General features: G+C 67.9%; 22 protein-coding genes and 1 pseudogene. 13 read left to right on the top strand and 10 right to left on the bottom strand.

Annotated features, from left to right (window positions below; translation table 11 throughout):
* Positions 1-408: 408 nt before the first annotated feature.
* From M5C96_RS02220 to M5C96_RS02205, 4 genes are all read left to right on the top strand, one after another.
* Entirely contained in the window at positions 409-1,452 is a 1,044-nt protein-coding gene (locus M5C96_RS02220) for a hypothetical protein (protein WP_272566876.1), read from the top strand.
* Positions 1,453-1,477: 25 nt separating this feature from the next.
* Entirely contained in the window at positions 1,478-2,584 is a 1,107-nt protein-coding gene (locus tag M5C96_RS02215) for a hypothetical protein (protein WP_272566875.1), read from the top strand.
* Between the two features lie 28 nt (positions 2,585-2,612).
* Entirely contained in the window at positions 2,613-3,719 is a 1,107-nt protein-coding gene (locus tag M5C96_RS02210; RefSeq protein ID WP_272566874.1) for a hypothetical protein, read from the top strand.
* Positions 3,720-3,860: 141 nt separating this feature from the next.
* The gene (locus M5C96_RS02205; protein ID WP_272566873.1) at positions 3,861-4,532 is read left to right on the top strand and encodes a histidine phosphatase family protein; all 672 of its coding nucleotides are present in this window, start codon (positions 3,861-3,863) and stop codon (positions 4,530-4,532) included.
* 45 nt (positions 4,533-4,577) lie between these two features.
* Here the strand turns inward: M5C96_RS02205 and M5C96_RS02200 are convergent, their stop codons facing one another.
* The gene (locus tag M5C96_RS02200; protein ID WP_272566872.1) at positions 4,578-5,480 is read right to left on the bottom strand and encodes a LysR family transcriptional regulator; all 903 of its coding nucleotides are present in this window, start codon (positions 5,478-5,480) and stop codon (positions 4,578-4,580) included.
* A gap of 115 nt (positions 5,481-5,595) precedes the next feature.
* On the opposite strand from M5C96_RS02200, the gene M5C96_RS02195 reads away from it, so the two are divergent.
* Positions 5,596-6,474 carry an oxidoreductase gene (locus M5C96_RS02195; RefSeq protein WP_272566871.1) on the top strand — a complete coding sequence of 293 codons (879 nt, stop codon included), beginning with the start codon at positions 5,596-5,598 and terminating at the stop codon, positions 6,472-6,474.
* 28 nt (positions 6,475-6,502) lie between these two features.
* On the opposite strand, the gene M5C96_RS02190 is transcribed toward M5C96_RS02195, so the two are convergent.
* Complete coding sequence (locus M5C96_RS02190; protein ID WP_272566869.1) at positions 6,503-7,024, bottom strand: HD domain-containing protein; 522 nt, start codon at positions 7,022-7,024, stop codon at positions 6,503-6,505.
* A gap of 65 nt (positions 7,025-7,089) precedes the next feature.
* Positions 7,090-8,046, bottom strand: a complete 957-nt coding sequence (locus tag M5C96_RS02185) for a LysR family transcriptional regulator (protein WP_272566868.1) — start codon at positions 8,044-8,046, stop codon at positions 7,090-7,092.
* 155 nt (positions 8,047-8,201) lie between these two features.
* Here M5C96_RS02185 and M5C96_RS02180 point away from each other — a divergent pair, with 155 nt between their 5' ends.
* Positions 8,202-8,594 (top strand): carboxymuconolactone decarboxylase family protein, encoded by a 393-nt coding sequence (locus tag M5C96_RS02180; RefSeq protein WP_272566867.1) that lies wholly within the window; start codon positions 8,202-8,204, stop codon positions 8,592-8,594.
* Between the two features lie 14 nt (positions 8,595-8,608).
* Here M5C96_RS02180 and M5C96_RS02175 read toward each other — a convergent pair whose 3' ends face one another.
* Positions 8,609-9,469, bottom strand: coding sequence for a creatininase family protein (locus M5C96_RS02175; RefSeq protein ID WP_272566866.1), 861 nt, complete (start codon positions 9,467-9,469; stop codon positions 8,609-8,611).
* A gap of 7 nt (positions 9,470-9,476) precedes the next feature.
* The gene (locus M5C96_RS02170) at positions 9,477-10,805 is read right to left on the bottom strand and encodes a sulfatase family protein (RefSeq protein WP_272566865.1); all 1,329 of its coding nucleotides are present in this window, start codon (positions 10,803-10,805) and stop codon (positions 9,477-9,479) included.
* Between the two features lie 235 nt (positions 10,806-11,040).
* Here M5C96_RS02170 and M5C96_RS02165 point away from each other — a divergent pair, with 235 nt between their 5' ends.
* On the top strand, positions 11,041-12,828 hold the full coding sequence (locus M5C96_RS02165) for a methyl-accepting chemotaxis protein (RefSeq protein ID WP_272566864.1): 1,788 nt from the start codon (positions 11,041-11,043) through the stop codon (positions 12,826-12,828).
* An 82-nt stretch (positions 12,829-12,910) separates the two neighbouring features.
* Here the strand turns inward: M5C96_RS02165 and M5C96_RS02160 are convergent, their stop codons facing one another.
* The 3 genes from M5C96_RS02160 to M5C96_RS02150 form a co-directional block, all read right to left on the bottom strand.
* A complete protein-coding gene (locus M5C96_RS02160; RefSeq protein WP_442867351.1) occupies positions 12,911-14,980 on the bottom strand; it encodes a TonB-dependent receptor in 2,070 nt (689 codons plus the stop codon).
* Positions 14,981-15,118: 138 nt separating this feature from the next.
* A complete protein-coding gene (locus M5C96_RS02155; RefSeq protein ID WP_272566862.1) occupies positions 15,119-15,478 on the bottom strand; it encodes a DUF2946 domain-containing protein in 360 nt (119 codons plus the stop codon).
* A gap of 71 nt (positions 15,479-15,549) precedes the next feature.
* The gene (locus M5C96_RS02150; RefSeq protein WP_272566861.1) at positions 15,550-16,503 is read right to left on the bottom strand and encodes a LysR family transcriptional regulator; all 954 of its coding nucleotides are present in this window, start codon (positions 16,501-16,503) and stop codon (positions 15,550-15,552) included.
* Positions 16,504-16,604: 101 nt separating this feature from the next.
* Here M5C96_RS02150 and M5C96_RS02145 point away from each other — a divergent pair, with 101 nt between their 5' ends.
* From M5C96_RS02145 to M5C96_RS02125, 5 genes and pseudogenes are all read left to right on the top strand, one after another.
* Positions 16,605-17,621, top strand: coding sequence for a zinc-binding alcohol dehydrogenase family protein (locus M5C96_RS02145; protein WP_272566860.1), 1,017 nt, complete (start codon positions 16,605-16,607; stop codon positions 17,619-17,621).
* A 58-nt stretch (positions 17,622-17,679) separates the two neighbouring features.
* Positions 17,680-19,138 (top strand): annotated as a pseudogene (locus M5C96_RS02140) (MATE family efflux transporter); the annotation flags it as partial.
* Positions 19,139-19,180: 42 nt separating this feature from the next.
* Entirely contained in the window at positions 19,181-19,990 is an 810-nt protein-coding gene (locus M5C96_RS02135) for an alanyl-tRNA editing protein (protein ID WP_272566859.1), read from the top strand.
* A gap of 47 nt (positions 19,991-20,037) precedes the next feature.
* A complete protein-coding gene (locus M5C96_RS02130) occupies positions 20,038-22,248 on the top strand; it encodes a protein-disulfide reductase DsbD family protein (protein ID WP_272566858.1) in 2,211 nt (736 codons plus the stop codon).
* Positions 22,249-22,380: 132 nt separating this feature from the next.
* The gene (locus tag M5C96_RS02125; RefSeq protein WP_272566857.1) at positions 22,381-22,989 is read left to right on the top strand and encodes a thioredoxin family protein; all 609 of its coding nucleotides are present in this window, start codon (positions 22,381-22,383) and stop codon (positions 22,987-22,989) included.
* Positions 22,990-23,079: 90 nt separating this feature from the next.
* Here the strand turns inward: M5C96_RS02125 and M5C96_RS02120 are convergent, their stop codons facing one another.
* Together M5C96_RS02120 and M5C96_RS02115 are read right to left on the bottom strand one after the other, a co-directional pair.
* Positions 23,080-23,238 (bottom strand): hypothetical protein, encoded by a 159-nt coding sequence (locus M5C96_RS02120; RefSeq protein WP_272566856.1) that lies wholly within the window; start codon positions 23,236-23,238, stop codon positions 23,080-23,082.
* 21 nt (positions 23,239-23,259) lie between these two features.
* Complete coding sequence (locus M5C96_RS02115) at positions 23,260-24,243, bottom strand: TerC family protein (protein ID WP_272550714.1); 984 nt, start codon at positions 24,241-24,243, stop codon at positions 23,260-23,262.
* A gap of 229 nt (positions 24,244-24,472) precedes the next feature.
* Between M5C96_RS02115 and M5C96_RS02110 the strand changes: the two genes are divergently transcribed.
* The gene (locus tag M5C96_RS02110) at positions 24,473-25,387 is read left to right on the top strand and encodes a LysR family transcriptional regulator (protein ID WP_272566855.1); all 915 of its coding nucleotides are present in this window, start codon (positions 24,473-24,475) and stop codon (positions 25,385-25,387) included.
* Positions 25,388-25,425: the final 38 nt, after the last annotated feature.

The raw sequence follows: 25,425 nt of genomic DNA, 5'->3' as shown, positions 1-25,425 counted from the left end.
GTATGAATCAGGGGGATGTCGATAGGAAAGAACCTCCAGCACAATAAAGATGCCGGCGTATCGTTATTAAAAATTTAGCGTTTGGTTTTGAATTGCCCTGCGCCATACGGCTCGAAGCGAATGAAAAATCTGCCGTCACCAAACGCTCAAGACGGTGTCGCAATTTTTCTTTTTCAACGGCAGTGAAGGGGTTTGCAGAAATTGCCGCATGTTCGATTGCCGGCCTGTTGACGGGGCGCCTGCATCTGGTCGCAAAGAAAAGCCTGGAGAAAATCTGCGCGTGCGGCTACAACGTTGCAAAAAAGCTGCATGAATCACTTCCAGTCGTGGTAACTTTCGGGACTTTTTCGAAAGTTAACATTGAGCAAAATAATCCATCGACGCGCGCTATCTTTGGTGCTGGTGGCAATGGCAGCTCCCACGGTGCAGGCGCAGATCACCGTGCAAGGATGGACGGTTGGGAGTTGGGGATCGGATGGCAGAAGTTGCTACCCCTCCATTCAGGAAGCCTGCACCATTGGCGGGAATGGCCAATTAAGTCCGTCACCGACTGCTGGTACGGGATATACCTGCCGGGAAATGGGCACGGAAGGCCCCTACTGGGCGGCCATCAACAAGTGCTACTACCAGCAATTTCCCACCTTGGTCGCTTTGTCGGGACCATCGGAAACGCGCCCCGCCGCCACGGGCGGTTCTTCCGAAATCACCTTGATTGCCAAGGTCACCAACAGCACCGCCGCCAAGTCCGGTGTGGCGCTCGGCTTTTCGGTCGATGTCACCCCCAATTCTGGCGGGCATGAACACCACGACGTGGCCCGGCCCAAAGGCTTGTTGAGCGCAACGCAGGGCGTCACGGATGCCAATGGCGAAGTCAAAATCGTCTTCAAAGCCCCCGAAGTGGCGGGAGTTCATACGATCCAAGTCGCTTGCGCCGTTTGCTCCAACAGCCCGGTTTCCAAAGAGATACAGGTCAGGGTGCCAGACCTGCTGCCCATTTCTCCGAATCCACCCCAGAATGCAGATGGGACTTTCGTTTATGCGCTGACCAGTGTGGATAAAACCCACCAAGGCAATGGGCGGTATCACCACAATCAGTACTATTTGACGGAGCAATCACGCCAAAATTTGCGCGCTATGATTTCCAACTTCGCTACTGAGGGATGGGGCACGGTGGCGTTGAATGATGCCAGCTTATTTTGGGGTGGGCGCTACGACATCACATCCAATTGGCGTGGGCCACACGCTGGACACAGGGACGGGCGCGAGATAGATATTTCTTTTGCGCGTGCCAATAACCCAATTTCCGCATCCAAACAAAACGACTTTTACGATAAATTTTGCAAAACCAAAAAGGTGAATTTTCCATTTTCACTTCTTCATCACTACGTGAATGCCCCACACTTTCATGTCTATTTGGAAAAACAAACAGCTTGCTGGAAATCGGAGCATTAACATCAAAACAAATCGGACAAATAAAATGCAAATCTCCAAAATCATTCGAAATATCCTGCTAATGCTATTTCTTGGCGCAAGCCAAGTCCATGCTCAAGACAATGCGATTTATGACGCACAGAGAAATGTCTGGCGCTTCTACGTCCAAGACCCAGAAACTTCGCAGTGGATCGAAAAAATTTATGAAGCACGCACTGCCATTCGACCTACCATTCAGTCAAGCATTACCGGAAATGGAACGCCATTTTCTTATAGATACACAGTACGCAATCAAAAGGATGCCAAACAGAATATTAGCGTGATCCGTATCTGGGGCATTCCGCTGGTCTATGCGATCCCGAACTTACCTCCGATAACCGCCAATGCCAAAATCGATTCGGAGACGGAAGACAAGCAGCAATGGGCCCAGCTAAACGTCAGAAGAAAATTCGAACAGACCGTGGTCAAAGCGCCAAAGGGCTGGAGTGCCGGACTGCGGGTTGACGAAGAAGCAGGGCAGACCAGCTTTGTCTGGACTTTGGGGTTGAAAGACACGGACTCCTATGGAGTAGAGCCAGGACACTCGCAGAGTGGATTTACGGTATCCAGGGCCGAGTTACCCGGCGTGGCACGCACCTATCTGCAGGGACGCATTGCCGAGCCTTGGGGACTAGATGGACTGCCAGACACTCCGTTCTGGAAAGCGAAGATCGATGAAATCGAAGAACTGGATTACCTGCTCGTACCCGTTCTGGCCCCCATCATTCCTGTTCCTGACCCCTACAACGCAGCCGAACTGGCACGGCGCCTCAAAGCGCATGTACAAACTTGGCCAAAATACGGTCATGCGAGTGCCGACACGCTGGCACGACTCAACCGCCAGTTCGATGTCTTGATTCCCGCGCTAGAAATGAACAACAAGCCAACAGCGCGTGCAGCTGTGGCAGCGATGCGCAAGGAATGCACAGATCTCCATCGCGATCTCGTGGATGCCAAGGCCAGCGAAGACGATGACACGCAAGCCTCGGTCGCGTTGCCACGCACACCTGCACAGCGCAGCGCCACGCCCGCTCCGGCGCTCGATCGCCTAGCGGCTAGGGCACTGATTTTTGATTTGCGCTATTTGATGGATCGGATGGACTCAGGGCGTTGACTGACTGAATGGTCTTTGGAATAGAGCAATGGAGATTATTCAATTCGTTCGGGCAATGTCGTTGGCACCACTGATTTTTTTCGGTTTGGCCCATGCCCAAGACAGCGCCGTCTTCGACGCACAGAAAAACGCATGGAAGCTCTACTACCAAGACCCAGAAACTTCGCAGTGGGTGAATAAGACCTACATTCAACAGAATGCGATCAAACCAGGCATCAAGTCTGCCGTACAAGCTAGTGGATCAGAGTATATATACCGTTATCGACTAAGCAACAGCCGCGAAGCAAAACAGGCAATCGATCTCTTCCGGATTTGGGGGATCCCACTGGTATATGCAATACCAAATTTACCAGCGGTGACGGCAAACGCAAAAATAGAAAATGACAGATGGACACAGCAATACTGGAATCAATTAATTTCCAAAAGAAATTTTGAAACCAAAATAATCAAGGCGCCCACAGGCTGGAGCGGAAACTTGCGCGTTGACGAGAATGTGGGGCAGACCAGTTTCGTCTGGACTCCGGGCTTGAAAGATACTGATCCGGATGGCATTTCTCCAGGAAGAACACAAGACGGCTTTGTCGTGACCCGTGTAGAGCTGCCCGGCATGGCACGTGCCAAGCTGACGGGGGCCACCGCAGAGCCTTGGGGCTTGGATAACCTGCCTGATACACCCTACTGGAGTCAGAAGATCGACGAAATTCAAGATTTGGATTACGTCCTGGTCCCCGTTCTGGCGCCAGTGATTCCAGTGCCGACGCCATATAGTGGGGCGGAACTGGCTCGCAGGCTAAAAACACACGTTCAGTCCTGGGTGAAATACGAGCATATCCATGCCGATGTGCTCACACGACTCAACCGCCAGTTCGACGTTTTGATTCCCGCATTGGAAATGAACAACAAGCCAACAGCGCGTGCAGCTGTGGCGGCGATGCGCAAGGAATGCACCGATCACCATCGCGATTTGGCGGATGCCAAGGTTGGCGAAGACGATGACGCACAAGCCTCGGTCGCGCTACCACGTACACCTGCACAACGCAGCGCCACGCCCACTCCCACATTTGATCGCCTAGCGGCCAGAGCGCTGATGTTCGATCTGCGCTACCTCCTGGATCGGATGGATACGGTCCGTTGATGCCCCGCTGCGGATTCTGCGCAACACCCGCATCGGAACGGCCGCCAGCACAATGAAAACGCCGGCATGTAGCTATCAAAACAATAGCATTCGTCACCCGGGAGACAAAGGCGCGCCCAGGCCCCGCCCAGAATCGCCGGCATGGGAACCCTCTACCTCGTGCGCCACGGCCAGGCCTCGTTTGGCGCGGATGACTACGACCAGCTGAGCCCGCGCGGGCGCGAGCAGGCGGTGCGCCTGGGCGAGTACTGGCGGGCCCGCAACGTGCGCTTCGATGCGGTGATCACCGGCACGCTGCGCCGCCATGTGCAGACGCTGGAGGGCATCGCCGAGGGCCTGCAGATCACGCCGCAGCCACTGGCCCTGCCCGCCCTGAACGAGTACGACAGCGCGGCGCTCATCGCCGCCATCCATCCCCACCCGCTGCCCCGGCCCGACACGCCCGAGCTGTACCGGCACCACTTCCGGCTGCTGTGCGATGCGCTGGCGCAGTGGATGGGCGGCACCATCAGCCCGGCGGGCATGCCCAGCTGGGTGGCGTTTTCCAGCGGCATCCGTGCGACGCTGGAGCACGTGCGCCGCCATCACGTGGGCCACCACGTGCTGCTGGTGTCCAGCGGCGGGCCGATCTCCACCGCCGTGGGCGAGGTGCTGAGCACGCCGCCCGAAGTGACGATCGCCCTCAACATGCGCATCCGCAACAGCGCGGTGACCGAGTTCAGCATCGCCCCCAAGCGGCTCATGATGCAGACGTTCAACACGCTGCCGCACCTGGACACCGAAGAACACGCGAGCTGGGTGACGCACGCCTGACCCGGTGCGGGCAGTGCCCGCGCGCAGCGTGCGCTCGGGGCGCGTTCAGGGCGCGCCCTGAATGAAGTCCACGAAGGCCCGCAGCGGCGCCGGCACCAGCCGGCGGCCGGGGTAGTACAGGAAGGGGCCGGAAAAGCGCAGCCACCAAGGTTCGAGCACCGGCTCCAGCGCGCCGCTGTCCAGGTGGGGCCGCAGCCATTCCTCGAAGAGGTACACCACGCCGGCGCCGGCGATCGCAGCGTCCACCGCGAGGTCGGCCGCCCCGCCGAGCCGCACGATCAGCCGCCCGGTCACATCGACGCGCACCACGGCTTCCTCGCCGCGCTGGAACTCCCACAGCGGCATGGCCCCGCTGGCAAAGCGCCCCCGCAGGCAGTGGTGCGCCAGCAGGTCGCGGGGATGCTCGGGCCGACCATGGCGATCGAGGTAAGCCGGCGCCGCCGCCGCGGCGAAGCGCTGCACGCGGGGCCCGATGGGCACGGCGATCATGTCCTGCTCCAGCCGCTCGTCGTAGCGGATGCCCGCATCGCAGCCGGACGCCAGCAGGTCGACGAAGCCGTCCTCCGAGAGGATCTCCAGGGAAATGTCCGGATAGGCGGCGAGAAAGCGCGGCACGATGGACGGCAGCACGAGGCGCGAGGCGCTGACGGGCACGTTCAGCTTGAGCGTGCCGACGGGCCGGTCGCGAAAGCCGTTCACCACGTCGAGCGCCGACTGCACCTCGGCCAGCGCCGGGCTCAGCCGCTCCAGCAGGCGCTGGCCGGCTTCGGTCGGCACCACGCTGCGCGTCGTGCGGTGCAGCAGCCGCACGCCCATCTGCGCCTCCAGCCGGCGCACCGCCTCGCTCAAGGCCGAGGCGCTCGCGCCGCTCAGGCGCGCGCCCTCGCGAAAGCCCTTGGCCCGCGCCACCGCCACGACAGCATTGAGATCGCCCAGGTCCACGTTCATTGTTCTTTATCCCGCACAGCCTGTGCCGATTATGGCGGCTTATCAAACAGTGGAGGCCTGCCTAGACTGGGCCTGCAGCCAGCGAAACCCACCGGAACCTCCACGAAAGCCCCTCATGCCCCATCCCGCCCCCGCATCCCACACCCTCCTCGGCGACCGCGCCGTCCACCGGCTCGGCTACGGGGCCATGCAACTGGCGGGCCCTGGTGTCTTCGGTCCCCCCAAAGACCGCGCGGCGGCCGTGGCCGTGTTGCGCGCGGCGGTGGAAAGCGGTGTGAACCACATCGACACCAGCGACTTCTACGGCCCGCACATCACCAACCAGATCATTCGCGAGGCGCTCGCGCCGTACCCGGACGATTTGGTCATCGTCACCAAGATCGGCGCCGTGCGCGACGGGCAGGGGGCGTGGCTGCCCGCGCTCTCGCCCGATGCGCTGCGGCAGGCGGTGCACGACAACCTGCGCCACATCGGCCTGGATGTGCTGGAGGTGGTCAACCTGCGCGCCATGTTCAGCACGCACGGCCCGGCCGAAGGATCGATCGAGGCCCCGCTGAGCGCGCTGGCCGAGCTGCAGCGTCAGGGCCTGGTGCGCCACATCGGCCTGAGCAACGTGACACCGGCCCAGGTCGCCGAGGGACGGCGCCTCTGCGCGATCGCCTGTGTGCAGAACCACTACAACCTTGTGCACCGGGACGACGACGCGCTGATCGACGACCTGGCGCGTGACGGCATTCCCTACGTGCCGTTCTTCCCGCTGGGCGGTTTCTCGCCGCTACAATCGGCCGCGCTGTCAGAAGTAGCGCAGCGCCTGGGCGCCACCACCATGCAGGTCGCGCTCGCGTGGCTGCTGCGCCGCTCACCCCACCTTCTGCTGATTCCCGGCACGTCGTCGGTCGCGCACCTGCGCGAGAACCTGGCCGCAGCCACGCTGGTGTTGCCCGACGATGCCATGCTGACCCTGGACCGCATGGCCGATCGCGCTGCGGGCTGAGCGCCCGGGCCGCCGCCGCCCGACCACCTCAGGCGCCCTGCGGCAGCGCGCCATCGGCCAAGAGTGCGTCCAGTTCGGTCCACAGCGCATCGCAAAGCCCCGCGCGAAATGCGGCGGCCTTGAACACGGCGTGCTCGCCCTGGTAGACCGTCCAGAGCGCGCGGTGGCCGTCCGCCACGCACGCCCGCACGTTGCAGAGCCGGTCCGCTACCTTCACCAACAACGCCAGTTCCAAGGGCCCGGTCACTTCGGCGAGCTTGGCGTAGGTCTTTGATTTGCGCTCTTTTCGGGTCGCCCCCGGCGCGTCCGTGAGCAGCGCGACGCACGCCGCCACCCGTTCGCCGAAGCGGGCCTGTACGTCGAGTACGGTGGCCTGGGTGTCCTCCACCACGTCGTGCAGGTAGCCGATCACCTGGGCTTCCTCGCCGTAGGGCGCAAGGACAGCGGCCACGGCGTCGAGGTGGTGCGAATAGGGGTGCGGCCCGTACATCTGTGCGCCATGCAGGGCGACCGCGTAGGCGCGGGCTTCGGATACGGTGGAAGTGGGCATGCGGGCATTCTGACCCAGGCAGGCCGCCCCCCGAGAAACCAGCAGCCAGGTGACGATGGACGTGATCAACGGCGCTTGGCCGCCGCGTCCGGTCCACCGCGCTGCGTTTTGGCGGCAGCCGGGGGCGGCGGGGCAAGCTGGTGCGGCGCAGGGCCCACGCCCGCCGCCGCGATCAGCACATCGCGCAGCGGCTGCCGGCCCTCCCGCGTCGCCAGCCCGATGCCGACCGCCAGCGCCTCGCCCTCGGCCAGCGCCCGGTACACCACACCGGGCCGCCGCAGCGCGGTGAACGACCGGGGCAGCAGCGCCATGCCGCGCCCGCTGGCCACCTCCGCGAGCAGCACGTGGTGGTCCGCCGGCTCCCGCAGCTTCGGTGCGGCGAACCCATGGCGCGAAAACACCTGCTGGCAGTGGTCGTAGAACGCGGGCTGGCGCGCGCGCTCGAACCAAAAGAGCGCCTCGCTCGCCAGGTCGGCGAGGCGAACCGACCTGCGTCGGGCCAGCGGGTGGGACGACGGCATCGCCACGACCATGGCCAGGCGATCCAGTTCCTGCACGTCGAGCCCGGGGGCCTGCGTCGGCAGCGCGACGAAGGCGGCATCCAGTTTGCCAGCGCCCAGTTGCCGCACCAGCTTCGGCGAGGCATCGGACACCACCGACACCGTGGTGCCCGGCTGCGCCGCCTGCACCCGCTGCGCCAGCCCGCGGAACCAGGCCGCGCTGGTCAGGCCCAGGCGCAGCGTGGCCGGCATGCCCTGGGCCGCTACCGCCGCTTGCGCATCGCGCAGCAACTGGCCGACGCGGCGCGCGTAGGGCAGCAGCCGGCGCCCGGCATCGGTGAGCGCCACGCCCTGGGTGGTGCGGTCGAAGAGCCGCGTTCCCAGCCGCTCCTCCAACTCGCGGATGGCCCGGCTCAGCGGCGGCTGGGACAGGTGCAGGGTTTCGGCCGCCTGCCGGAAGCTGAGGGCATCCGCCACCGCCAGAAAGAGCGCGAGAGAGCGGGAATCGAGAAGGTTCGGCATATCAAAAAGGTATCACGAATCGGGTAATTCCCAGGTTGATCAACCCTCCCTAAATTGGCGGCTTCCATCCACTTTTCGAGAACCGCCATGACCCGTTATCTCCCTGATTTTTTCGCCCGCCAGAACTGCGCGCAGCAGCGCCAGGGCGGCACCCGATGAGCGCCGGGCGCTACGAACGGGGCCGCCGCATGCTGGCCGCCGTGGACGGCCCTGCCGGCCTGGCGGTGGTCGAAGCGCTGGCCCAGTCGTTTCCGGACTTCGCGCGCTACCTGCTGGAGTTTCCTTTCGGCGACATCTATGCCCGCGAAGGGCTGGGCCTGCGCGAGCGCGAGCTGGCCACCGTGGCGGCGCTGTGCGCCCTCGGCCATGCGCTGCCGCAGTTGAAGGTGCATGTGCACGCCGCGCTGCACGTGGGCTGCCAGCCCCAGGAAATCGTGGAGGTGGTGATGCAGATGGCGGTATACGCGGGCTTTCCAGCCGCGCTCAACGGGCTGTCCGTCGTGCGCGAGGTGTTCGCGGAATCGGGCATCGCACTGCCGCTGGCGTGATCGCCAGTGCTTCGTCAGTCTCCGCCCCCGGGCCGGTCCACCACGGTATCGAGCGGCAACGCGTGCAGCTCGCCCAGCAACTGCACCAGCGCCGCTGCCGCGGCCTGCACCACCGCCCGGCCTTTTTCTGCCGTGGCGCCCGCGGCGTTGCCCACCGCGCCGGCCGGGTGGTAATCCTGCATGGCCCAGCCCATCTTGGCGCTCTTGCCGTTGCCCAGGAGGGCATAGCGCTCCGCGCGGTCCTGCGAGGTGGAGCGCCAGTGCTGCGCCTGCGCCATGTGCACGGTGCCGGGGGCGAGGTGCAACATCATCGATGTCTCGATCTCGCCGCCGTGGATGCCGAAGCGGTGCTCCTCGGCGCTGAACTGCACGCTCACCGCCTCGGGCAGCGGCAGGCTGAACCAGCTGGCGCTGTACACCAGCAGGCCGCAGTGCTGGCGCAGCTCGCGCGCCACGATGTCCATCACGCTCACCTGGCCGCCGTGGCCGTTGAGCAGCAGCAGCTTCTTCACGCCCGCGCGGGCCACGCATTCGCCCAGTTCGGTCCACAGCGCGATGAGCGTGGCGGGCTTGAGCGTGAGGGTGCCGGCATAGGCCGTGTGCTCGGTGCTCAGGCCCACGTTCTGCGGCGGCAGGAACAGCGCCGGCACCTCGGCCGGCAGTTGCGGCAGCGCGGCATCGATCACGCCCTGCAGCAGGGCGGCATCCACGCTCAGCGGCAGGTGGGGGCCATGCTGCTCGATGGCCGCCACCGGCAACACGGCGACGGTTTGCGCCGCCCGGCCCGAGGCTTGCGCCTGCGCGAAATCGCGGGCGGACCATTCGGCCCAGAAGCGGGAAGGCGGGGCCGGGGGAGCGGTGCGGGGTGAGGTCATGGGCGGTTCAGAAGGTGGCCTGCGGCAATTCGTTGCGGGTGAACACGAGCGAGACCTTGGCCTCCGGCGGGATTGCGGGCAACTCCGCATCCCACGCCTGCCACGCGGCGCGCAACTCGGCCAGGCGCGCGGGCTCGCGATCGCGCAGGTTGGCGCGCTCGCGCGGATCGGCCACCACGTCGAACAGGTATTCCACGCCGTCCACCTGCAGGTACTTGTGGCGGCCGCGCACCAGCGCGCGCTGCTCGCGGTGCTTCATGCGCCAGCACAGGTCGCGCTCCGGATTCCACGCGGGGTCGTCGAACAGCGGCAGCAGGCTGGTGCCGTCCAGCGGGTAGTCGGGATGGGCCGCCACGCCGGCCGCGTCGAGGAAGGTGGCGGTCCAGTCCATGGTGAGGCTGGGCGTGTCGCTCACGCGGCCCGGGGCGATGCGGGCGGGCCAGCGCGCCAGTAGCGGCACGCGGATGCCGCCTTCCAGCAGGTCCATCTTCTGGCCCACGAACGGCCAGTTGTTGGAATAGCGCTCGCCGCCGTTGTCGCTGGTGAAGACGATCAGGGTGTTTTCGGCCAGGCCCTTTTCCTGCAGCGCATCCAGCACCCAGCCGATGCCTTCGTCCATGTGGTGGACCATGCGCTGGTAGGTTTCCAGGCTGCCGCCGTCGATGTGCTTGCCGAAACCGGCGAGCCGTTGCGATTCGGCGCGGTCGTCCCGCGTGAGCCAGGGCCAGTGGGGCGCGCTGTAGTGCAGGCTCAGCAGAAAGGGGCGGTCCGCCGTCTGGTCGCGCACGAAGTCCACCGCCCGGCGGCTGAGCAGGTCGGTGAGGTAGCCGTCTTCGGTGTGCTCGGTTTCGTTGACCCAGAAGTCCGGGCGGCCGCGCGGGTCGCAATGCGCGAAGTAGTCCGAGCCGCCGGCATGGAAGCCGTAGAACGTGTCGTAGCCGGACATGCGCGGGCCGAAGTGCGGCGGGTAGCCCAGGTGCCACTTGCCCACCAGGGCGGTGGCGTAGCCCGCATCGCGCAGCAGCGAAGGCAGCGTGGGGTGGCCGGGTGGCAGGCCCAGCACCTTGTCGCCGTGCACGCTGGCCAGCGGCTCCTCGGCCGCGCCGCGCAGGCGGTACTGCCAGCGCCCCGTGGCCAGTGCGAACCGCGTGGGCGAGCACACGGCCGAATTCGAGTAGCCCCGCGTGCATCGCAGGCCTTCGGCCGCCAGCGCGTCCAGGCGCGGTGAGACATCCACGGGCACGCTGTAGGCGTCGCGGGCGCCGGTGCAGCCCAGGTCGGCATAGCCCAGGTCGTCGGCAAGGATGAAGATCAGATTGGGGCGGGAGGACGTCATGGACCGGTCGCAGTAAGGGGATTGGCGCGAAATTGGGACGGCGCAAACCAGCAAGGGACTCTCGATTGTCGCCGCCTGCCCGACACCTGAACCCTCGTCCGCTCGCCATCCGCGCACCGGCAGGCTGGTTTGTGTCCTACAGATCGATTACATCAGAGGATTAAAAATTACACATTGACACACACCCATCCTGCCGGCCAAATCGGCATTCGACTCTAGCGAAAAGGCTGCATCCATGAACTTCTTCCAACGCATGAAACTGGGTACCTTGCTGGGCTCGGGCTTTGCTCTCGTGATCGCCATCGGCTTCCTGGTGGCCGCCTTCGGACGGGTACAGCTCGATCACATCGGTGGCAACATCAAGCTGCTGTCGCATGAACGCATCGCCAACCTGCTGGTGCTTCAGGAGATGAAGGACGGCATCAACACGGTGGCCCGGGCCGCACGCAACATCGCGCTGCTGGAAGACATTCCGCAGATGGCCGATGAAAAACGCCGCATCGACAAGGCCCAGGCACGCAATGCCGAACTGCTCAGCCAACTGAACCAGCGCATGACCAGCCCCGAGGCGAAAGCCCTGGTTGCCCAGATCGGGCAGGCGCGGCCGGCCTATGTGGAGGCCCTGAACAAGGCCGTCGACCTGGGCCTGGCCAACCAGAACGATCAGGCACGCGAGCAGTTGCTCGGCCCGGTGCGCCCTGTGCAAGCCGCTTATTTCAAGGCGCTGGACGACCTAGTCGACTACCAGAAGGCCGCCACCGTGCGCACGGCCGACGAGTCCGAAAAGGCCGCGGTCGCCGCAGGCACGCTGATGCTCGCGCTGGCCGCCCTCGCGGCCGCCGCCGGCGCCATAGTGGCCTGGGCCATCACCCGGCAGATCAAAGGACAGCTGGGCGGCGAGCCGGCCTATGCCTCCGAAGTCGCGCAGCAAGTGGCCAACGGCAACCTGGCGGTCGGCGTGCAGTTGCGCCAGGGCGACACCCACAGCGTGCTGGCGGCCATGAATGCCATGCGCACCAGCCTGAGCGGCATCGTGAGCCAGGTGCGCGAAAGCAGCGAATCCATCGCGACCGGCGCCGGGCAGATCGCCACCGGCAACGCCGACCTGAGCCAGCGCACCGAAGAGCAGGCCTCCAACCTGCAGCAGACGGCGGCGTCGATGGAAGAGATGAACTCCACCGTCAAACAGAACGCCGACACCGTGCGCACGGCCTCGCAACTGGCGAGCTCGGCCAGCGCCACGGCCTCCAAGGGCGGCGAGGTGGTGGGCAACGTGGTTCGCACCATGGAAGACATCACCGCCAGCTCGCGCCGCATCAGCGACATCATCGGCGTGATCGACTCCATCGCCTTCCAGACCAACATCCTCGCGCTGAACGCCGCGGTGGAAGCCGCCCGCGCGGGCGAACAGGGCCGCGGCTTCGCCGTGGTGGCCAGCGAGGTGCGCAGCCTGGCGGGCCGCTCCGCCGATGCCGCCAAGGAGATCAAGGCGCTGATCGGCCAGAGCGTGCAGACGGTGGAGCAGGGCTCGGCGCTGGTGAGCGAAGCCGGCGCCACCATGAACGAGATCGTCGACCAAGCCCGCCGGGTGGCCGACCTGATCGGCGAGATCGGCGCCGCCACGCGCGAGCAGGAGCAAGGCATTTCGCAGGTGAGCGATGCGGTGAACCAGCTCGACCAGGTGACGCAGCAGAACGCCGCGCTGGTGGAGGAATCCGCCGCAGCCGCCGACAGCCTGAACCACCAGGCGACCCGCCTGGTGGAGATCGTGAGCGTCTTCCAGCTCGAAGAGTCTGCCTCCAGCGCCGTCATCCGCCGCGCGCAGGCGCAAAGCCGGGCGGCGCCGGTGCCCTCGCTGGCCTCGGCGCCTGCCCCGGCCACCAAGGCCCCGCGCGCCATGCCCGCCCCTGCGCGGAAACTGCAGGCATCGCCCGCCAAGGCCCCGTTGGCAGCCGCGCCCGCCAAAGCCGCCAAGCAGCCAGCGATGGCGGGCACGGGCGCGGACGACTGGGAAACCTTCTGACGCTGCCACCCCCTGCGCCACCGGATGCCGCCCCACGCCCCACCGGCCGTGGGGCGTTTTTCTGGGGCGGCCCGCGCGGCGTCTAGAACCGCCAGCCGAGCGAGGCCGACACGCTGCGGCCATCCCCCGGCGAATAGCCCGAAGAACCGCTGTCGTACCACGCATAGACGTAGCGGCGGTGGGTGGCGTTCTTCACCTGCACCGACACGTCCATCGCGGGCGTGAGTCGCCAGGTGGCGCCGAGGTTCAGCAGCGCGTAGCGGCCAGCGCGGCCCTGCGTGTTGGTGCGGTCCAGAAAGTAGTCGCCCTGCGCGCTGGCCGAGGCGCTCAGCTCCCATTGCTCGCCGGCGCGGTAGGTGATGCCGGCGGTCGCCAGGTGGTGCGGCACGTTCTCGACCTCGCGGCCCGCCGTGGCGGGCGCGCTCGGGTCGGGCGTGGTGATGCGCGCCACCTGGCGCGAATAGGCGAACCAGCCGGTCCAGCGGGCGTGCAGTTGCGCGTTGAGCTGCAGGTCGTAGCCCTTGCGCAGCGTGCGGCCCACGTTGCCGAGGCCCCCGGGATCGGGAACGCCATCCACCCCCAGCACGCGCGCCACCTCGCCCGAGGCGCGCTGGCGCCACAGTGCCGCGCGAGCCTCCAGCCAGGGCAGCGGGCGGAACCTGGCGCCCACCTCCCAGCCGTCGTTGATCGAGGGATCGAGGTTGCGCGACTGCGTGCGGTAGGCATCGATGCCCGTGCCGATCTGGAAGGTGCGGCCCCAGTTGCCGTACACGCTGGTGTCGGGCGTGAGCGCGTAGGCCACGCTGAGCTTGGGCTGGCGGATGGTGCCGTAGTCGTGCACGGGCGCGCTGATGCCCGCGAGCCCGTCGGAAAAATGCCCGCTGATGCGGTCGACCCGCAGCGCGGGCACGATCTTGAGCGCTGCCACGGGCCGCACCACCGCCTGCAGGTAGGCGCCGCGCGTGTCCAGGTCGAAGTTCCAGTCTCGAAACGTCGAGGTCCGCAGGCGCTCGATGGTGCGGTAGCGCTGCGCGGCGTTGCTCTGCCACTGGGCATCGACACCGCCTTCGAGCGTGAACTCGTGCGCCCAGTCCACCCGTGGGCGCCAGGTGAGCGACGTCATCGCGCCCCGGTGCGTCTCGTCGTTGTCGCGCTCCTGCTGCACGGCGGCCTGCGAAAAGCGCACCCAGCGCTGGTTCTCGTAATGATTGCCATAGGCCTTGGCGGACCAGGAGAGGCGGTCGGCCAGTTCGCCGTCGATGTGCAGGGCGAGCTGGCCCGTCTCGCGCTCGCTGCGGTCGGCGCTGGCGTAGGCGGGGGACGAGCGCGGCGCGGCCTCGGCCTGCTCGCGCGTGAGGTAGCCCGATTCGAGCGCGCGGTTGCGGTAGTGGCGGGCGGTCAGGCCCGTGCGCCAGCGCCCGTCGTCGCTGGTGTAGAACCATTTGCCCGACAGCGCGCGCTGCGTGCCGTCGGCGTGCGCCCGGTAGCCGTCCGACTCGCGCCAGGCCAGCGTGTAGTTCTGGCTCCAGTTGCCGCTCTCGATGCCCTTGGTCACCTGCACCTCGCGCGTGCCGAAGCTGCCGACCGTGGCGATGGCGCGGCCCTCGTTGCCGCCTGTGCGCGTGACCACGTTGGCATTGCCCGCGATGTTGTTCAGCCCGTAGCGCGGGTCGTTGGTGCCACGCACCACCTCGATGGCCTCGATGTCGATGGGGAAGACCGCATCGAGGTAGGGCATGCCGCCCGCGTTGTCGTTGGAAGGAATGCCGTCGATCAGCAGCTTGACGGCATTCACGCGGCCCTCGCCGTTGAAGCCGCGCATCGAAAAGCGCCCGGCATCGGTGCCCTGGCGGAACGGCGTGACCTGCACGCCCGGCGCGCGCGCGAACAACTCCCAGGCGTGGTCCACATGCTGGTCCTGCAGCACGCTGGCTCCCAGGATGTCGACCGAGCTGAACACGTTACGCACGGGCAGCGGGCCCGCGCTGGCGGCCTGCACCTGCACGGTGCCGAGCGTGAGGGCGGCATCGGCCGTGGGTTCGGTCGCAGTGCCGGGTGCGGGTTGCGCATGGGCCGCGAGGGCCGTGGCGGTGGCCAGCGCAAGGGTGTGGCGCGCAGCGCCCGAGGAAAAGGAAAGTCGTTTCATGGCCATCGTCCGTGGGCCCCCTCCCCAATCGGCCGGTGCGCGGCGATGCAGGGCGAGGGCGAAGAAAACCGAAGGGCTGCGCCCAGGCGCTCGCCCACGCGCCGCCCCGGGCCCGGCCCGGGGTGCGGCGCACGATTCAAGGCATCACGAAACGAACGGTGGCCCGCGTGCGGGCAGCGGCGCGCCCACCAGGGCGGCGATGCGCGCAGCCGCCAAGGGCTGCACGGCATGGGCCAGCGGCTGCGGCGGTGCGGCGTGCCCCCGGAGCGCCGGCGGCGGGGCACCGCCCGGCAGGCACAAAGCGCAGTCGAGCGTGTGCAGGCCCCCGCCATCGGGCGCGGTGCCATCGTCCTGCGCCACGAGCTGGAACACGCCCGCGGCACTGCACACCACCATCAGCGACTGCGGATGCACCAGCGGCGACACCGCGGCCACGCCCAGCGCCAAAGCGAACCACGCCAGCACCCAGCGGGCGGTGAGGAAGGGCGTGCGCAGCGCATTCATGGGCGGGGGGATTATCGGCGCCGGGGCCGGGCGCGCATGGCGGCCCGACCATCAAAGAAAGCCGCGCGGCGTCACGGCAGGGCCACCCAGTCGGGATGGCCGGGCACCGCGGCCTCTTCGGCCACCAGGGCCGCGCAGCACTGCGCCACGTGATCGACCAGCGCACGCACGCGCGCCGGCACGAACCGGTTGCTGGGCAGCACGGCGTGCAGGGCATAGCGCTGCCCCCGCCAGTCGGGCAGCAGCGCGACCAGGGCGCCCGAGCGCAGGCTGGCGCGCACGTCGATCGCCGACTTGTAGACGATGCCGCCGCCCGCCAACGCCCATTCATGCGCAATGGAGCCGTCGTCCACGCTGCGCTCGCCCTCCACGGCCACCGAGACCGCCTCGCCATCGGACGCCCGCTCGAAGTGCCAGCGCACCTCCCGCCGGCCGGCGATGTGCAAGGTGAGGCAGTCGTGCCCCGCCAGTTCGGCGGGGTGCCGGGGCACGCCCCGCCGCGCCAGGTAGGCCGGCGCGGCGCAGGCCAAGCGCCGGGTAATGCACAACGGCCGGGCGATCAGTTGCGAGTCGGCCAGCGCGCCGTAGCGCAGGGCCACGTCCACCGCATCGCGGCGCACGTCCTGCACCCGGTCGCTGACCGACAAGGCCGGGTGCACGCCCGGGTGCTGCTGCAGGAAGCCGTCGAACCACTGCAGCAGCAGGCTGCGCGACAGGTCCGACGGTGCGGCCACGCGCACGGTGCCGCGCAAAGCGCCGGCCTCCGAGGCCGCCTGGCTGGCGCCCTCCTCCAGCAACTCCAGCGCCCGCGCCGCGTAGTCCAGCAGGGTCTGCCCCTGGTCGGTGAGCCGCATGGCGCGGGTGGAACGCTCGAACAGGCGCGCGCCCACCTGCGCCTCCAGCCGCTTGAGCATGGCGCTGGCCGCCGCGGGCGTGATTTCCAGCACCCGCGCCGCGGCGGTGAGGCTGCCGCCCCGGGCGGTTTCCACCAGCACGCGCAGGTCGGAGATATTTTCAAATTTCATTTGAAAGAAATAGGCATCCAAGCCGACTTATCAAATCCATTTTGCCAACCTACAGTGCATCCATCGCTGTTTTTCCCATTTCTTTTCAGAGAAAGTCACCCATGAAAGCCATCGGCTACCACGCCCCCCATGCCATCGACCACCCCGAAGCCCTGGTGGACCTGGACCTTCCCGAGCCGATCCCCGGCGAGCACGATCTGCTGGTGCGCGTTCACGCGGTGTCGGTGAACCCGGTGGACACCAAGGTGCGCGCCAGCGCGGCGCCCGAAGGCGGCGCGGCCAAGGTGCTGGGCTGGGATGCCGTGGGCACCGTGCAGGCGCTGGGCAGCGCGGTGCAGGGCTTCGCCGTGGGCGACCGGGTGTACTACGCCGGCGCCATCGACCGCCCCGGTTCCAACGCCGAACTGCACACGGTGGATGCGCGCATCGCCGCCCATGCGCCTGCCACGCTGTCCGATGCGCAGGCGGCCGCCATGCCGCTGACCGCCATCACGGCCTGGGAAATCCTGTTCGACCGACTGCGCGTGCCCTCGGGCGACGGCGCTGCGGCGGGGCAGTCCCTGCTGGTGGTGGGCGGCGCGGGCGGGGTGGGATCGATCCTGATCCAGCTCGCGCGCCAGTTGACCGGCCTGCGCGTGATCGCCACCGCCTCGCGCCCCGAGACGCGCCAGTGGTGCCTGGACATGGGCGCGCACGACGTGATCGACCACCACCAGCCGCTGGGCCCGCAACTGGCCGCGCTGGGCGTGCCGCAGGTGAACCATGTGGCCGCCCTCACCCACACGCCGGCCTACATGGCGCAATACGTGGACTGCGTGCGGCCCCAGGGGCAGATCGCCGTGATCGATGACATGCCCTCGCTGGACGTGATGCCGCTCAAGCGCAAGAGCATTTCGCTGCACTGGGAAATGATGTTCACCCGCTCGCTGTTCGGCACGTCCGACCTGCACCGCCAGGGCGAGCTGCTGGTCGAAGTGGCGCGCCTGCTGGACGCCGGTCGCCTGCGCAGCACCTTCACCACCGACGGCGGGCGCATTGACGCGGCCCACCTGCGCCAGGCGCATGCGCTGGTGGAAAGCGGCCGCGCCATCGGCAAAGTCGTGCTGCAGGGGTTCTGATGGCGGGTGCCGGCATCGGCCGACAGCCGGGCCACCCGGGCGGCTGGCACCATGCCGCATGCCAAAGTCCCCCACGCGCGACCTGACCCAAGGCCCCATCGGCCACACGCTGCTGGTGTTCGCACTGCCCATCCTCGCGGGCAACGTGCTGCAGTCCCTCAACGGCTCCGTCAACGCCATCTGGGTGGGGCGCTATTTGGGGGAGGCGGCGCTCACGGCCACGGCGAATGCCAACAACATCCTCTTCCTGCTGATCGGTGCCGTGTTCGGCGTGGGCATGGCGGCCACCATCCTCGTGGCGCAGGCCATGGGCGCCAGGAACCTGGCGCAGGCCCAGCGCGTGATGGGCACCAGCGCCACGTTCTTCGGGGGCACCTCAGTGCTCATCGCACTGGTGGGGCTGCCGCTGTCGCGCGAGATCCTCGGCTGGATGGGCACGCCGGCCGACGCGTTGCCGCTGGCCGAGGCGTATCTGCGCACGCTGTTCCTGGCGATTCCGCTGCTGTACCTATTCGCGTTCGTGTCGGCGGTGCTCCGCGGGGCGGGCGACACGCGCACGCCGTTCCTGTTCCTGCTGCTGGTGGTGGTGCTGGACACGGCGCTGAACCCGCTGCTCATCTTCGGCCTGGGGCCGCTGCCGCGCATGGGCATCGCCGGCTCGGCCATGGCCACGCTGGTGGCCAATGCCCTGAGCTTCGCGGCACTGCTGGCCTGGCTGCGCTACCGGCGCCATCCGCTGTGGATCGGCCGCTCGCAGTGGCGCCTGTTCGTGCCCGACCCCGCCATCCTGCGGGCGCTGGTGGTCAAGGGCATTCCGATGGGCGTGCAGATGGTGATGATCTCGCTGGCCATGCTCATGGTGATGGGCATGGTCAACGCCCAGGGCGTGGTGACGGCCTCGGCGTATGGCGCGGCGCTGCAGTTGTGGACCTACGTGCAGATGCCGGCCATGGCCATCGGCGCCGCGTGCTCGTCGATGGCGGCGCAGAACGTGGGGCCGGCCGCTGGGACCGGGTGGACGGCGTGGCGCGCAGCGGCACGCTGTTCAACTTTTTGCTCACGGGCGCGCTGATCGCGCCGCTCATCCTGCTGGACCGCATGGCGCTGTCGCTCTTTTTACCCGAGGGCAGCGCCTCTCTGGAAGCCGCCCGGCATCTGAATCACATCGCCGTGGGGTCGTTCCTGTTCTTCGGCGTGACCTTCGTGCTGTCGGGCGTGGTGCGGGCCACGGGCGCGGTGGTGCCGCCGCTCGTCATCCTCGGGCTGGCGCTCTGGGGCATCCGCCTGCCCATCGCGTACGGACTGCAGCCGGTGCTGGGCGCGGACGCGATCTGGTGGAGCTTTCCGGCCAGCGCGCTGTGCGCCATGCTGATGTCCATCGCCTACTACCGGTTCGGCCGCTGGCGCCAGGCGCGCATGCTGCCGCCCGGCGAATCGGTGGCTACGCCCGCCGAGGTGGGCGGCCTTCCGCCCGCACCGGTGTGTACGCCGGCGCACGCCACGCCCACGGCGCGCCGCACGGAGGGCGCTGCCGCAGGCGCCGCCGTTACCATCGGGCCATGACGACCGACGACCGCTCCGCCCCTGCGACCTCCCCCACCCCCACGCTGGCCACGCAAGACCTCTTCCGCGAAGACGCCTACCTGCGCGAATGCCAGGCCACCGTGGTGGCGGTGCAGCCGGACGGCGGCATCGTGCTGGACCGCACCGTGTTCTACCCGCTCGGGGGCGGCCAGGCCGGCGACAGCGGCGTGCTGCTGCGGACGGACGGCAGCACCGTCGCCATTGCCGACACGCGCAAGGGCAAGGGCAAGGATGATGAAGGCCGGCCCACGGCCGCCATCGTGCACGTGCCGGCACCGGGCGAGCCCACGCCCTGGACGGTGGGCGAGGCCGTGACTGCACGCATCGACTGGGAGCGCCGCCACCGGCTGATGCGCTTTCACACCACCACCCACCTGCTGTGCCACCTGGTGGCGCAGCCCGTGAACGGCTGCTCGATCACCCCCGACTACGCGCGGCTCGATTTCCACATGGACGGCGCGCTGGACAAGGACGCACTGACCGCCGGCATCGCGCGCCTGGTGGCCGAAGGCCATGCCGTCACCCTGGGCACCGTCACCGATGCGGAGCTGGACGCCAACCCCGCCCTGGTCAAGAGCATGAGCGTGCAGCCGCCGCGCGGCACGGGCCAGGTGCGCACCGTGCGCGTGGGCGGCACCGGCGAGACGGGCGCGCCGCAGATCGACCTGCAGCCCTGCGGCGGCACGCACGTGGCGCACACCGGCGAGATCGGCGCCGTGGTCGTGACCAAGATCGAGAAGAAAGGCGTCCTGTCGCGCCGCGTGGTGCTCGGCTTCGCTGCCTGACACCGGCCCAGGAACCAAACCCCGGGCTGCGGCTCCCACCCTGCGACATGTCACACCGCCTGCTCCAGCGCTTGCTGCCCGCTCTTTTTTTGATAGCTGCCAGCGCCTTTCACATCGGCGCCGGTGCCCAATTGGGCACCAAGACCACCGGTTCCGGCAGCGGCAGCAGCACCGTCACCACCCCCCATGTGCAGGCCGAGCTGGTGGCACACGCCCCCGAGGGCGTAGCGCCGGGCAAGCCGCTCTGGCTGGGCCTGTCGATCACGCACCAGCCCGAGTGGCACACCTACTGGATGAATTCGGGCGATTCGGGCCTGCCCACGCAGCTGGAGTGGCAGGTGCCCGCCGGCATCGAGGCCGGCGACATCGCCTGGCCCGTGCCGCGCAAGATCCCCATCGGCAACCTGGCCAACTACGGCTACGAGGGCACGGTGCTGCTGCCGGTGCCCATGGCCGTCTCCGATGCGTTCGCGCCCGGCCCGCTGGCGCGCACCGCCACCTTCCACCTGCGCGCCTCGTGGCTGGTGTGCCGCAAGGAATGCATCCCCGAAGAAGGCGACTTCACGCTGCAACTGCCGATCCGCAGCACCACGGCGCTGAGCGCCGGGGCCTTCGACGCCGCGCAGCAGGCGCACCCCCAGCCGCTGCCGGCGCCCGCGGCCGGCGCCCCGGCCAGCAGCGCCCGCGTGGACGGCAACGCCATCGCCCTCACCGTGGCCGGGCTGCCCGCCGCGCTGCGCGGCAAGGCGCTCGAGTTCTTTCCCGAAACCACCGGCGTGATCGAAACCGCGGCGGACTGGAAGCAGGCCTGGCAGGGCGACGTGTGGACGGCGCGCGTGCCGCTGTCGCCGCAGCGCAGCGCCAGCCCCACGCCCATGCCCGTGGTGCTGGCCCATGCCGGCCAGGGCTGGCGGGCCGAGCTGCCCCTCACGGGCGGCTGGCCCCCGCTCGCGGCGATGGCCGGCGTCTCGCCCGCGCTGGAGGCGGCCTTGCGCGCCAACGCGGCCCAGGGCGGGGGTGCGCCGGCCGCGCCCGCCGTCACCGCCGCGCCGCTCGGCACCTTGCTGGCGGCGCTGGCGGGCGCGCTGCTGGGCGGGCTGATCCTCAACCTCATGCCCTGCGTGTTCCCGGTGCTGGCGATCAAGGTGGTGGGCTTTGCCCAGCATGCGAACCACCGCCGCGCCCACCGCATCGGCGGGCTGGCGTACACGGCGGGCGTGGTGCTGTCGTTCATGGCGCTGGGCGCGCTCATGCTCGCGCTGCGCGCCGCGGGCGAGGCCGTGGGCTGGGGCTTTCAGCTGCAGTCGCCCGGCGTAGTGGCCCTGCTGGCGGCGCTGTTCACCGTGATCGGGCTGAATCTGGCGGGCATGTTCGAGTTCGGGCGCTTCCTGCCCAGTTCGGTGGCCAGCCTGCAGGCCCGCCACCCGGCGGTGGATGCCTTCCTGACCGGCGTGCTGGCCGTGGCCGTGGCCTCGCCCTGCACCGCGCCGTTCATGGGCGCCTCGCTCGGCCTCACGGCCACCTTGCCGGCCGCGCAGGCGCTGGCGGTGTTCGGCGCACTCGGCCTGGGGCTGGCGCTGCCGTACCTGGCCGCCAGCTGGGTGCCCGCAGTGGCGCGCGCCCTGCCCCGCCCTGGCGCCTGGATGGACACGCTGCGCCGGTTCATGGCGTTCCCGATGTTCGCCACCGTGGTGTGGCTGGTGTGGGTGCTGGGCCAGCAAAGCGGCATCGACGGCGCGGCGGCCCTGCTGGCGCTGCTGGTCACGCTCAGCATGGCGGTCTGGGCGCTCACGCTCGCCGGGCGCACCCGCTGGGCGATTGCTCCTATTTCAATAGCACTCCTGGCATATTTGACTACGGCATGGGCACCAAAAGTGCTTGAAATCGCGCCGGCTTTGGCCGCAGCGGTGCCCTCTGCCAGCGGCTGGCGCCCCTGGCAGCCCGGCCTGCCCGAGGAACTGGTGGCCAAAGGCCAGCCCGTGTTCGTGGACTACACCGCCGCCTGGTGCGTGACCTGCCAGTACAACAAGAAGACCACCCTGGCGCACGAGGACGTGCTGAAGGACTTCGCCGCCAAGAACGTGGCCCTGCTGCGCGCCGACTGGACGCGCCGCGATCCCGCCATCACCACCGCGCTGGCACGACTGGGGCGCAGCGGCGTGCCGGTGTACGTGCTGCAGGCGCCGGGCCGCCCGCCCGTGGTGCTGTCGGAAATCCTGGGCGTGCAGGAAGTGCGCGCGGCCATCGCCGGTCTGTAAGCGCTTCGTTCAGCAGGCGACCCATCGCCCTGCCGGCACGGGGGTTTTGGGTGGCGACGCGCTGGAGGCTCGGTGACACTGGGCCGCCTCGTGGGCCCCGGCCCCGTTCGTTCTTTCGACAGGAGAAACGCCATGCTTCGACGGACCCTCTTCGCCGGCCTTTTCCTTGCCGCAGGCGCTGCCCAGGCGGCGGCCACCGTGGGCCAGCCCGCGCCCGACTTCGCACTGAAGGACGCCACCGGCAAGACCGTGCGGCTGTCGGACTTCAAGGGCAAGCACGTGGTGCTGGAGTGGACCAACCCGGGCTGCCCCTTCGTGCGCAAGCACTATGACAGCGGCAACATGCCGGCCACGCAAAAGGGCGCGGTGGACCAGGGGGTGGTGTGGCTGTCGGTGAACTCCACCGAAAAAGCCAGCAGCGACTACCTGGCCCCCGCGCAATTGGCCGCCTGGTTCACCGAACGCAAGGCCGTGCCCACCGCCCTGCTGCTGGACGAGGAAGGCACCGCCGGCCATGCCTATGGCGCGCGCACCACGCCGCACCTGTACATCGTCGATCCCAAGGGCACGCTGGTGTATGCGGGCGGCATCGACAGCATTCCTTCGGCCCGCCCGGCCGACATCCCGAAGGCCACGAACTACGTGAAGGCCGGCCTGGCCGACGCCCTGGCGGGCAAGCCGATCGCGGTGTCCACCACGCAGCCCTACGGTTGTTCGATCAAATACAAATCGCCGGCATAAGCCGGCGACGGGGCCGGCGACGGTTTTATGCCATCCGCCGGCGATGGGCATGGCAGCACGGCCCCGGGCGGGCCGCGTGCCGTGGTGCGCTCAGACCACCAGCGCGGTCGCGGCGCCCACGCCGCACAGCGCGGTCAGGCCCGCGAGCAGCCCCACATCGCGGCGCTCGTTGCCCGCGTGCCAGCCGAGGAACGTGGTGATGACCAGGGTTGCCAGCAGGCACAGCAAAATCAATTCGATCATGGACATGGCAGGGCTCTCCTCGGGGGCTCAACGGGGGTCGTGGGGCAAGGCGGGCGTTTCGCGGGGCTGGCCGCGCGAGGTCCACAGCGAGGCGGCGACCGAGCCGGCGATCAGGCCCGCGGTGACCAGCAGCGCGTAGCCGATCGGGATCTTGTACAGGTCGATCAGCAGCATCTTCGCGCCGATGAACACCAGCACCAGGGCCAGGCCATAGGCCAGCAGGTGGAAGCGGCTCGCCAGGTCGGCCAGCAGGAAGTACAGCGCCCGCAGCCCCAGGATGGCGAAGATGTTGGCGGTCAGCACGATGAACGGATCGTTCGTGATGGCGAAGATCGCTGGAATGCTGTCCACCGCGAAGATGATGTCGGTCGTGCCGATCAGCACCAGCACCACGAAGAGCGGCGTGTAGTGCTTGACGCCGCCGATCATCGTCGTGAGCTTCTCGCCGTCGAAGGTGTCGGCGATGCGCATGCGGCCCCGCAGGAACTTCAGCACCGGGTTGGTGGCGATGTCGGGCTCCTTGCCCGCGGCCAGCCACATCTTCACGCCGGTGATGACGAGGAAGGCGCCGAACACGTACAGCAGCCAGTGGAACGTGGCCAGAAGCCAGGCACCGGCCAGGATCAGCACGGTGCGCAACACGATGGCACCGATGATGCCGACGATCAGCGCACGCTTTTGGTATTCCGCCGGGACGGCGAAGTAGCTGAACAGCATCAGGAACACGAAGATGTTGTCCACCGACAGGCTTTTTTCCACCAGGTAGCCGGTGATGAACTGCATCGACACCGTATTGGCCACCTCCCGGCCCTGCGAGCCGTTGAGGTACCACCACAGAATGCCGACGAACACGAAGGCCAGCGAGAACCAGAGCAGGCTCCAGCCCACGGCCTCCTTGGTGGTCACCTTGTGCGCTCCCTGGCGCTCCATGACCAGCAGGTCGATCCCGATCGCGACGACCACGAAGACGGCAAAACCCGCCCACATCCACCAGGTTCCAATGGTTTCCATGGCTTTAGCCTCCGATCGGTTGAAAGCCGTGCGGTGACGGCGGTTGGGGGAACGCCGAAGGCGGCGCAAGGGAAACGGTCTGCTGGTGGTTCATGGCTTGTTGGAAAAGTAATTGGAGGGAGAACGAACCGGACTGTGGGGCCGCCGCAGCCAGAAAAGAAGATGCCTTCCCGGTACCATTGCTTCGGTTTTTCCGAACCATTCCATTTTCCCCACCGCCCGCCCCGCCATGAGCCAGAGCTTCAACTACCGCCACCTGTACTACTTCTGGGTGGTCGCCAAGGAAGGCGGCGTGGCCCGCGCGGCCGAACGGCTGGACATGGCGGTACAGACCATCAGCGCCCAGGTCCGGTCGCTGGAAAAGGACCTGGGCGTGGCCCTGCTGCGCAGCGAAGGGCGCAACCTCGTGCTGACCGATGCCGGCGTGGCGGCCCTGCACGAGGCCGACCACATCTTCGCGCTGGGCGAGCAGTTGCCCCTGCGCGTGCGCGAGGCCACCAGCGGGCAGGCGGTGCGGCTGAACCTGGGCATCTCCGACGGCATCGCCAAGCTGGCCGTGCACCGGCTGCTCACCCCCGTGCTGGACGAGCCCCACCTGCGCCTGCTGTGCCACGACGGCGAATTCCAGCCCCTGCTGGCCGAACTGGCGCTGCACAAGCTCGATGCGGTGCTGGCCGACCGCTCCGCCCCGCCCAACCCCGCTTTGCGCACCACCAGCCAGTTGCTGGGCACCAGCGCCATCGGCTGGTATGCGCCGCCGCTGTGGGCCCGCGCCGCCTCGCAGAACTTTCCGCACAGCCTGGCCGTGGTGCCGGTGATCCTGCCCACCGCCCACGCCGCGCTGCGCGCGCGCATCGACCACTGGCTGGAGCGCGAGCGCATCCGCCCCCGGCTGGCCGGGGAGTTTGAGGACAGCGCCCTGCTCAGCACCTTCGCCGCCGCCGGCATGGGCGTGATGCCGGCGCCCCTGCTGCTGGGCGAGCACCTGCAGCGCACCTACGGGCTGGAGCCGGTGGGCACCACGGCGGACGTGCACGAGCACTTTCATCTGATCTACAGTGCGCGCAAGGTGATCCACCCCCTGGTCACCCGGCTGGCAGAGGCCGGCGCGGCCGGGCTGCTGGGGGATGCGGCCACGGATTGAAAGGGATGGACCGGCCGCCGGGGCCGGGCATGGACCTG

The organism is Acidovorax sp. GBBC 1281, from assembly GCF_028473645.1.
GTDB lineage: Bacteria > Pseudomonadota > Gammaproteobacteria > Burkholderiales > Burkholderiaceae_C > Paracidovorax.
The sequence above is the reverse complement of the archived record's forward strand: the minus strand, read 5'-3'. Positions and strand labels throughout refer to the sequence as shown.

Excerpts from the sequence above, each read along its gene's own strand:
- M5C96_RS02220 (WP_272566876.1), top strand. The coding sequence starts at position 409 with ATGGCAGCTCCCACGGTGCAGGCGCAGATCACCGTGCAAGGATGGACG.
- M5C96_RS02215 (WP_272566875.1), top strand. The coding sequence starts at position 1,478 with ATGCAAATCTCCAAAATCATTCGAAATATCCTGCTAATGCTATTTCTT.
- M5C96_RS02210 (WP_272566874.1), top strand. The coding sequence starts at position 2,613 with ATGGAGATTATTCAATTCGTTCGGGCAATGTCGTTGGCACCACTGATT.
- M5C96_RS02205 (WP_272566873.1), top strand. The coding sequence starts at position 3,861 with ATGGGAACCCTCTACCTCGTGCGCCACGGCCAGGCCTCGTTTGGCGCG.
- M5C96_RS02200 (WP_272566872.1), bottom strand. The coding sequence starts at position 5,480 with ATGAACGTGGACCTGGGCGATCTCAATGCTGTCGTGGCGGTGGCGCGG.
- M5C96_RS02195 (WP_272566871.1), top strand. The coding sequence starts at position 5,596 with ATGCCCCATCCCGCCCCCGCATCCCACACCCTCCTCGGCGACCGCGCC.
- M5C96_RS02190 (WP_272566869.1), bottom strand. The coding sequence starts at position 7,024 with ATGCCCACTTCCACCGTATCCGAAGCCCGCGCCTACGCGGTCGCCCTG.
- M5C96_RS02185 (WP_272566868.1), bottom strand. The coding sequence starts at position 8,046 with ATGCCGAACCTTCTCGATTCCCGCTCTCTCGCGCTCTTTCTGGCGGTG.
- M5C96_RS02180 (WP_272566867.1), top strand. The coding sequence starts at position 8,202 with ATGAGCGCCGGGCGCTACGAACGGGGCCGCCGCATGCTGGCCGCCGTG.
- M5C96_RS02175 (WP_272566866.1), bottom strand. The coding sequence starts at position 9,469 with ATGACCTCACCCCGCACCGCTCCCCCGGCCCCGCCTTCCCGCTTCTGG.
- M5C96_RS02170 (WP_272566865.1), bottom strand. The coding sequence starts at position 10,805 with ATGACGTCCTCCCGCCCCAATCTGATCTTCATCCTTGCCGACGACCTG.
- M5C96_RS02165 (WP_272566864.1), top strand. The coding sequence starts at position 11,041 with ATGAACTTCTTCCAACGCATGAAACTGGGTACCTTGCTGGGCTCGGGC.
- M5C96_RS02160 (WP_442867351.1), bottom strand. The coding sequence starts at position 14,980 with ATGGCCATGAAACGACTTTCCTTTTCCTCGGGCGCTGCGCGCCACACC.
- M5C96_RS02155 (WP_272566862.1), bottom strand. The coding sequence starts at position 15,478 with ATGAATGCGCTGCGCACGCCCTTCCTCACCGCCCGCTGGGTGCTGGCG.
- M5C96_RS02150 (WP_272566861.1), bottom strand. The coding sequence starts at position 16,503 with ATGAAATTTGAAAATATCTCCGACCTGCGCGTGCTGGTGGAAACCGCC.
- M5C96_RS02145 (WP_272566860.1), top strand. The coding sequence starts at position 16,605 with ATGAAAGCCATCGGCTACCACGCCCCCCATGCCATCGACCACCCCGAA.
- M5C96_RS02135 (WP_272566859.1), top strand. The coding sequence starts at position 19,181 with ATGACGACCGACGACCGCTCCGCCCCTGCGACCTCCCCCACCCCCACG.
- M5C96_RS02130 (WP_272566858.1), top strand. The coding sequence starts at position 20,038 with ATGTCACACCGCCTGCTCCAGCGCTTGCTGCCCGCTCTTTTTTTGATA.
- M5C96_RS02125 (WP_272566857.1), top strand. The coding sequence starts at position 22,381 with ATGCTTCGACGGACCCTCTTCGCCGGCCTTTTCCTTGCCGCAGGCGCT.
- M5C96_RS02120 (WP_272566856.1), bottom strand. The coding sequence starts at position 23,238 with ATGTCCATGATCGAATTGATTTTGCTGTGCCTGCTGGCAACCCTGGTC.
- M5C96_RS02115 (WP_272550714.1), bottom strand. The coding sequence starts at position 24,243 with ATGGAAACCATTGGAACCTGGTGGATGTGGGCGGGTTTTGCCGTCTTC.
- M5C96_RS02110 (WP_272566855.1), top strand. The coding sequence starts at position 24,473 with ATGAGCCAGAGCTTCAACTACCGCCACCTGTACTACTTCTGGGTGGTC.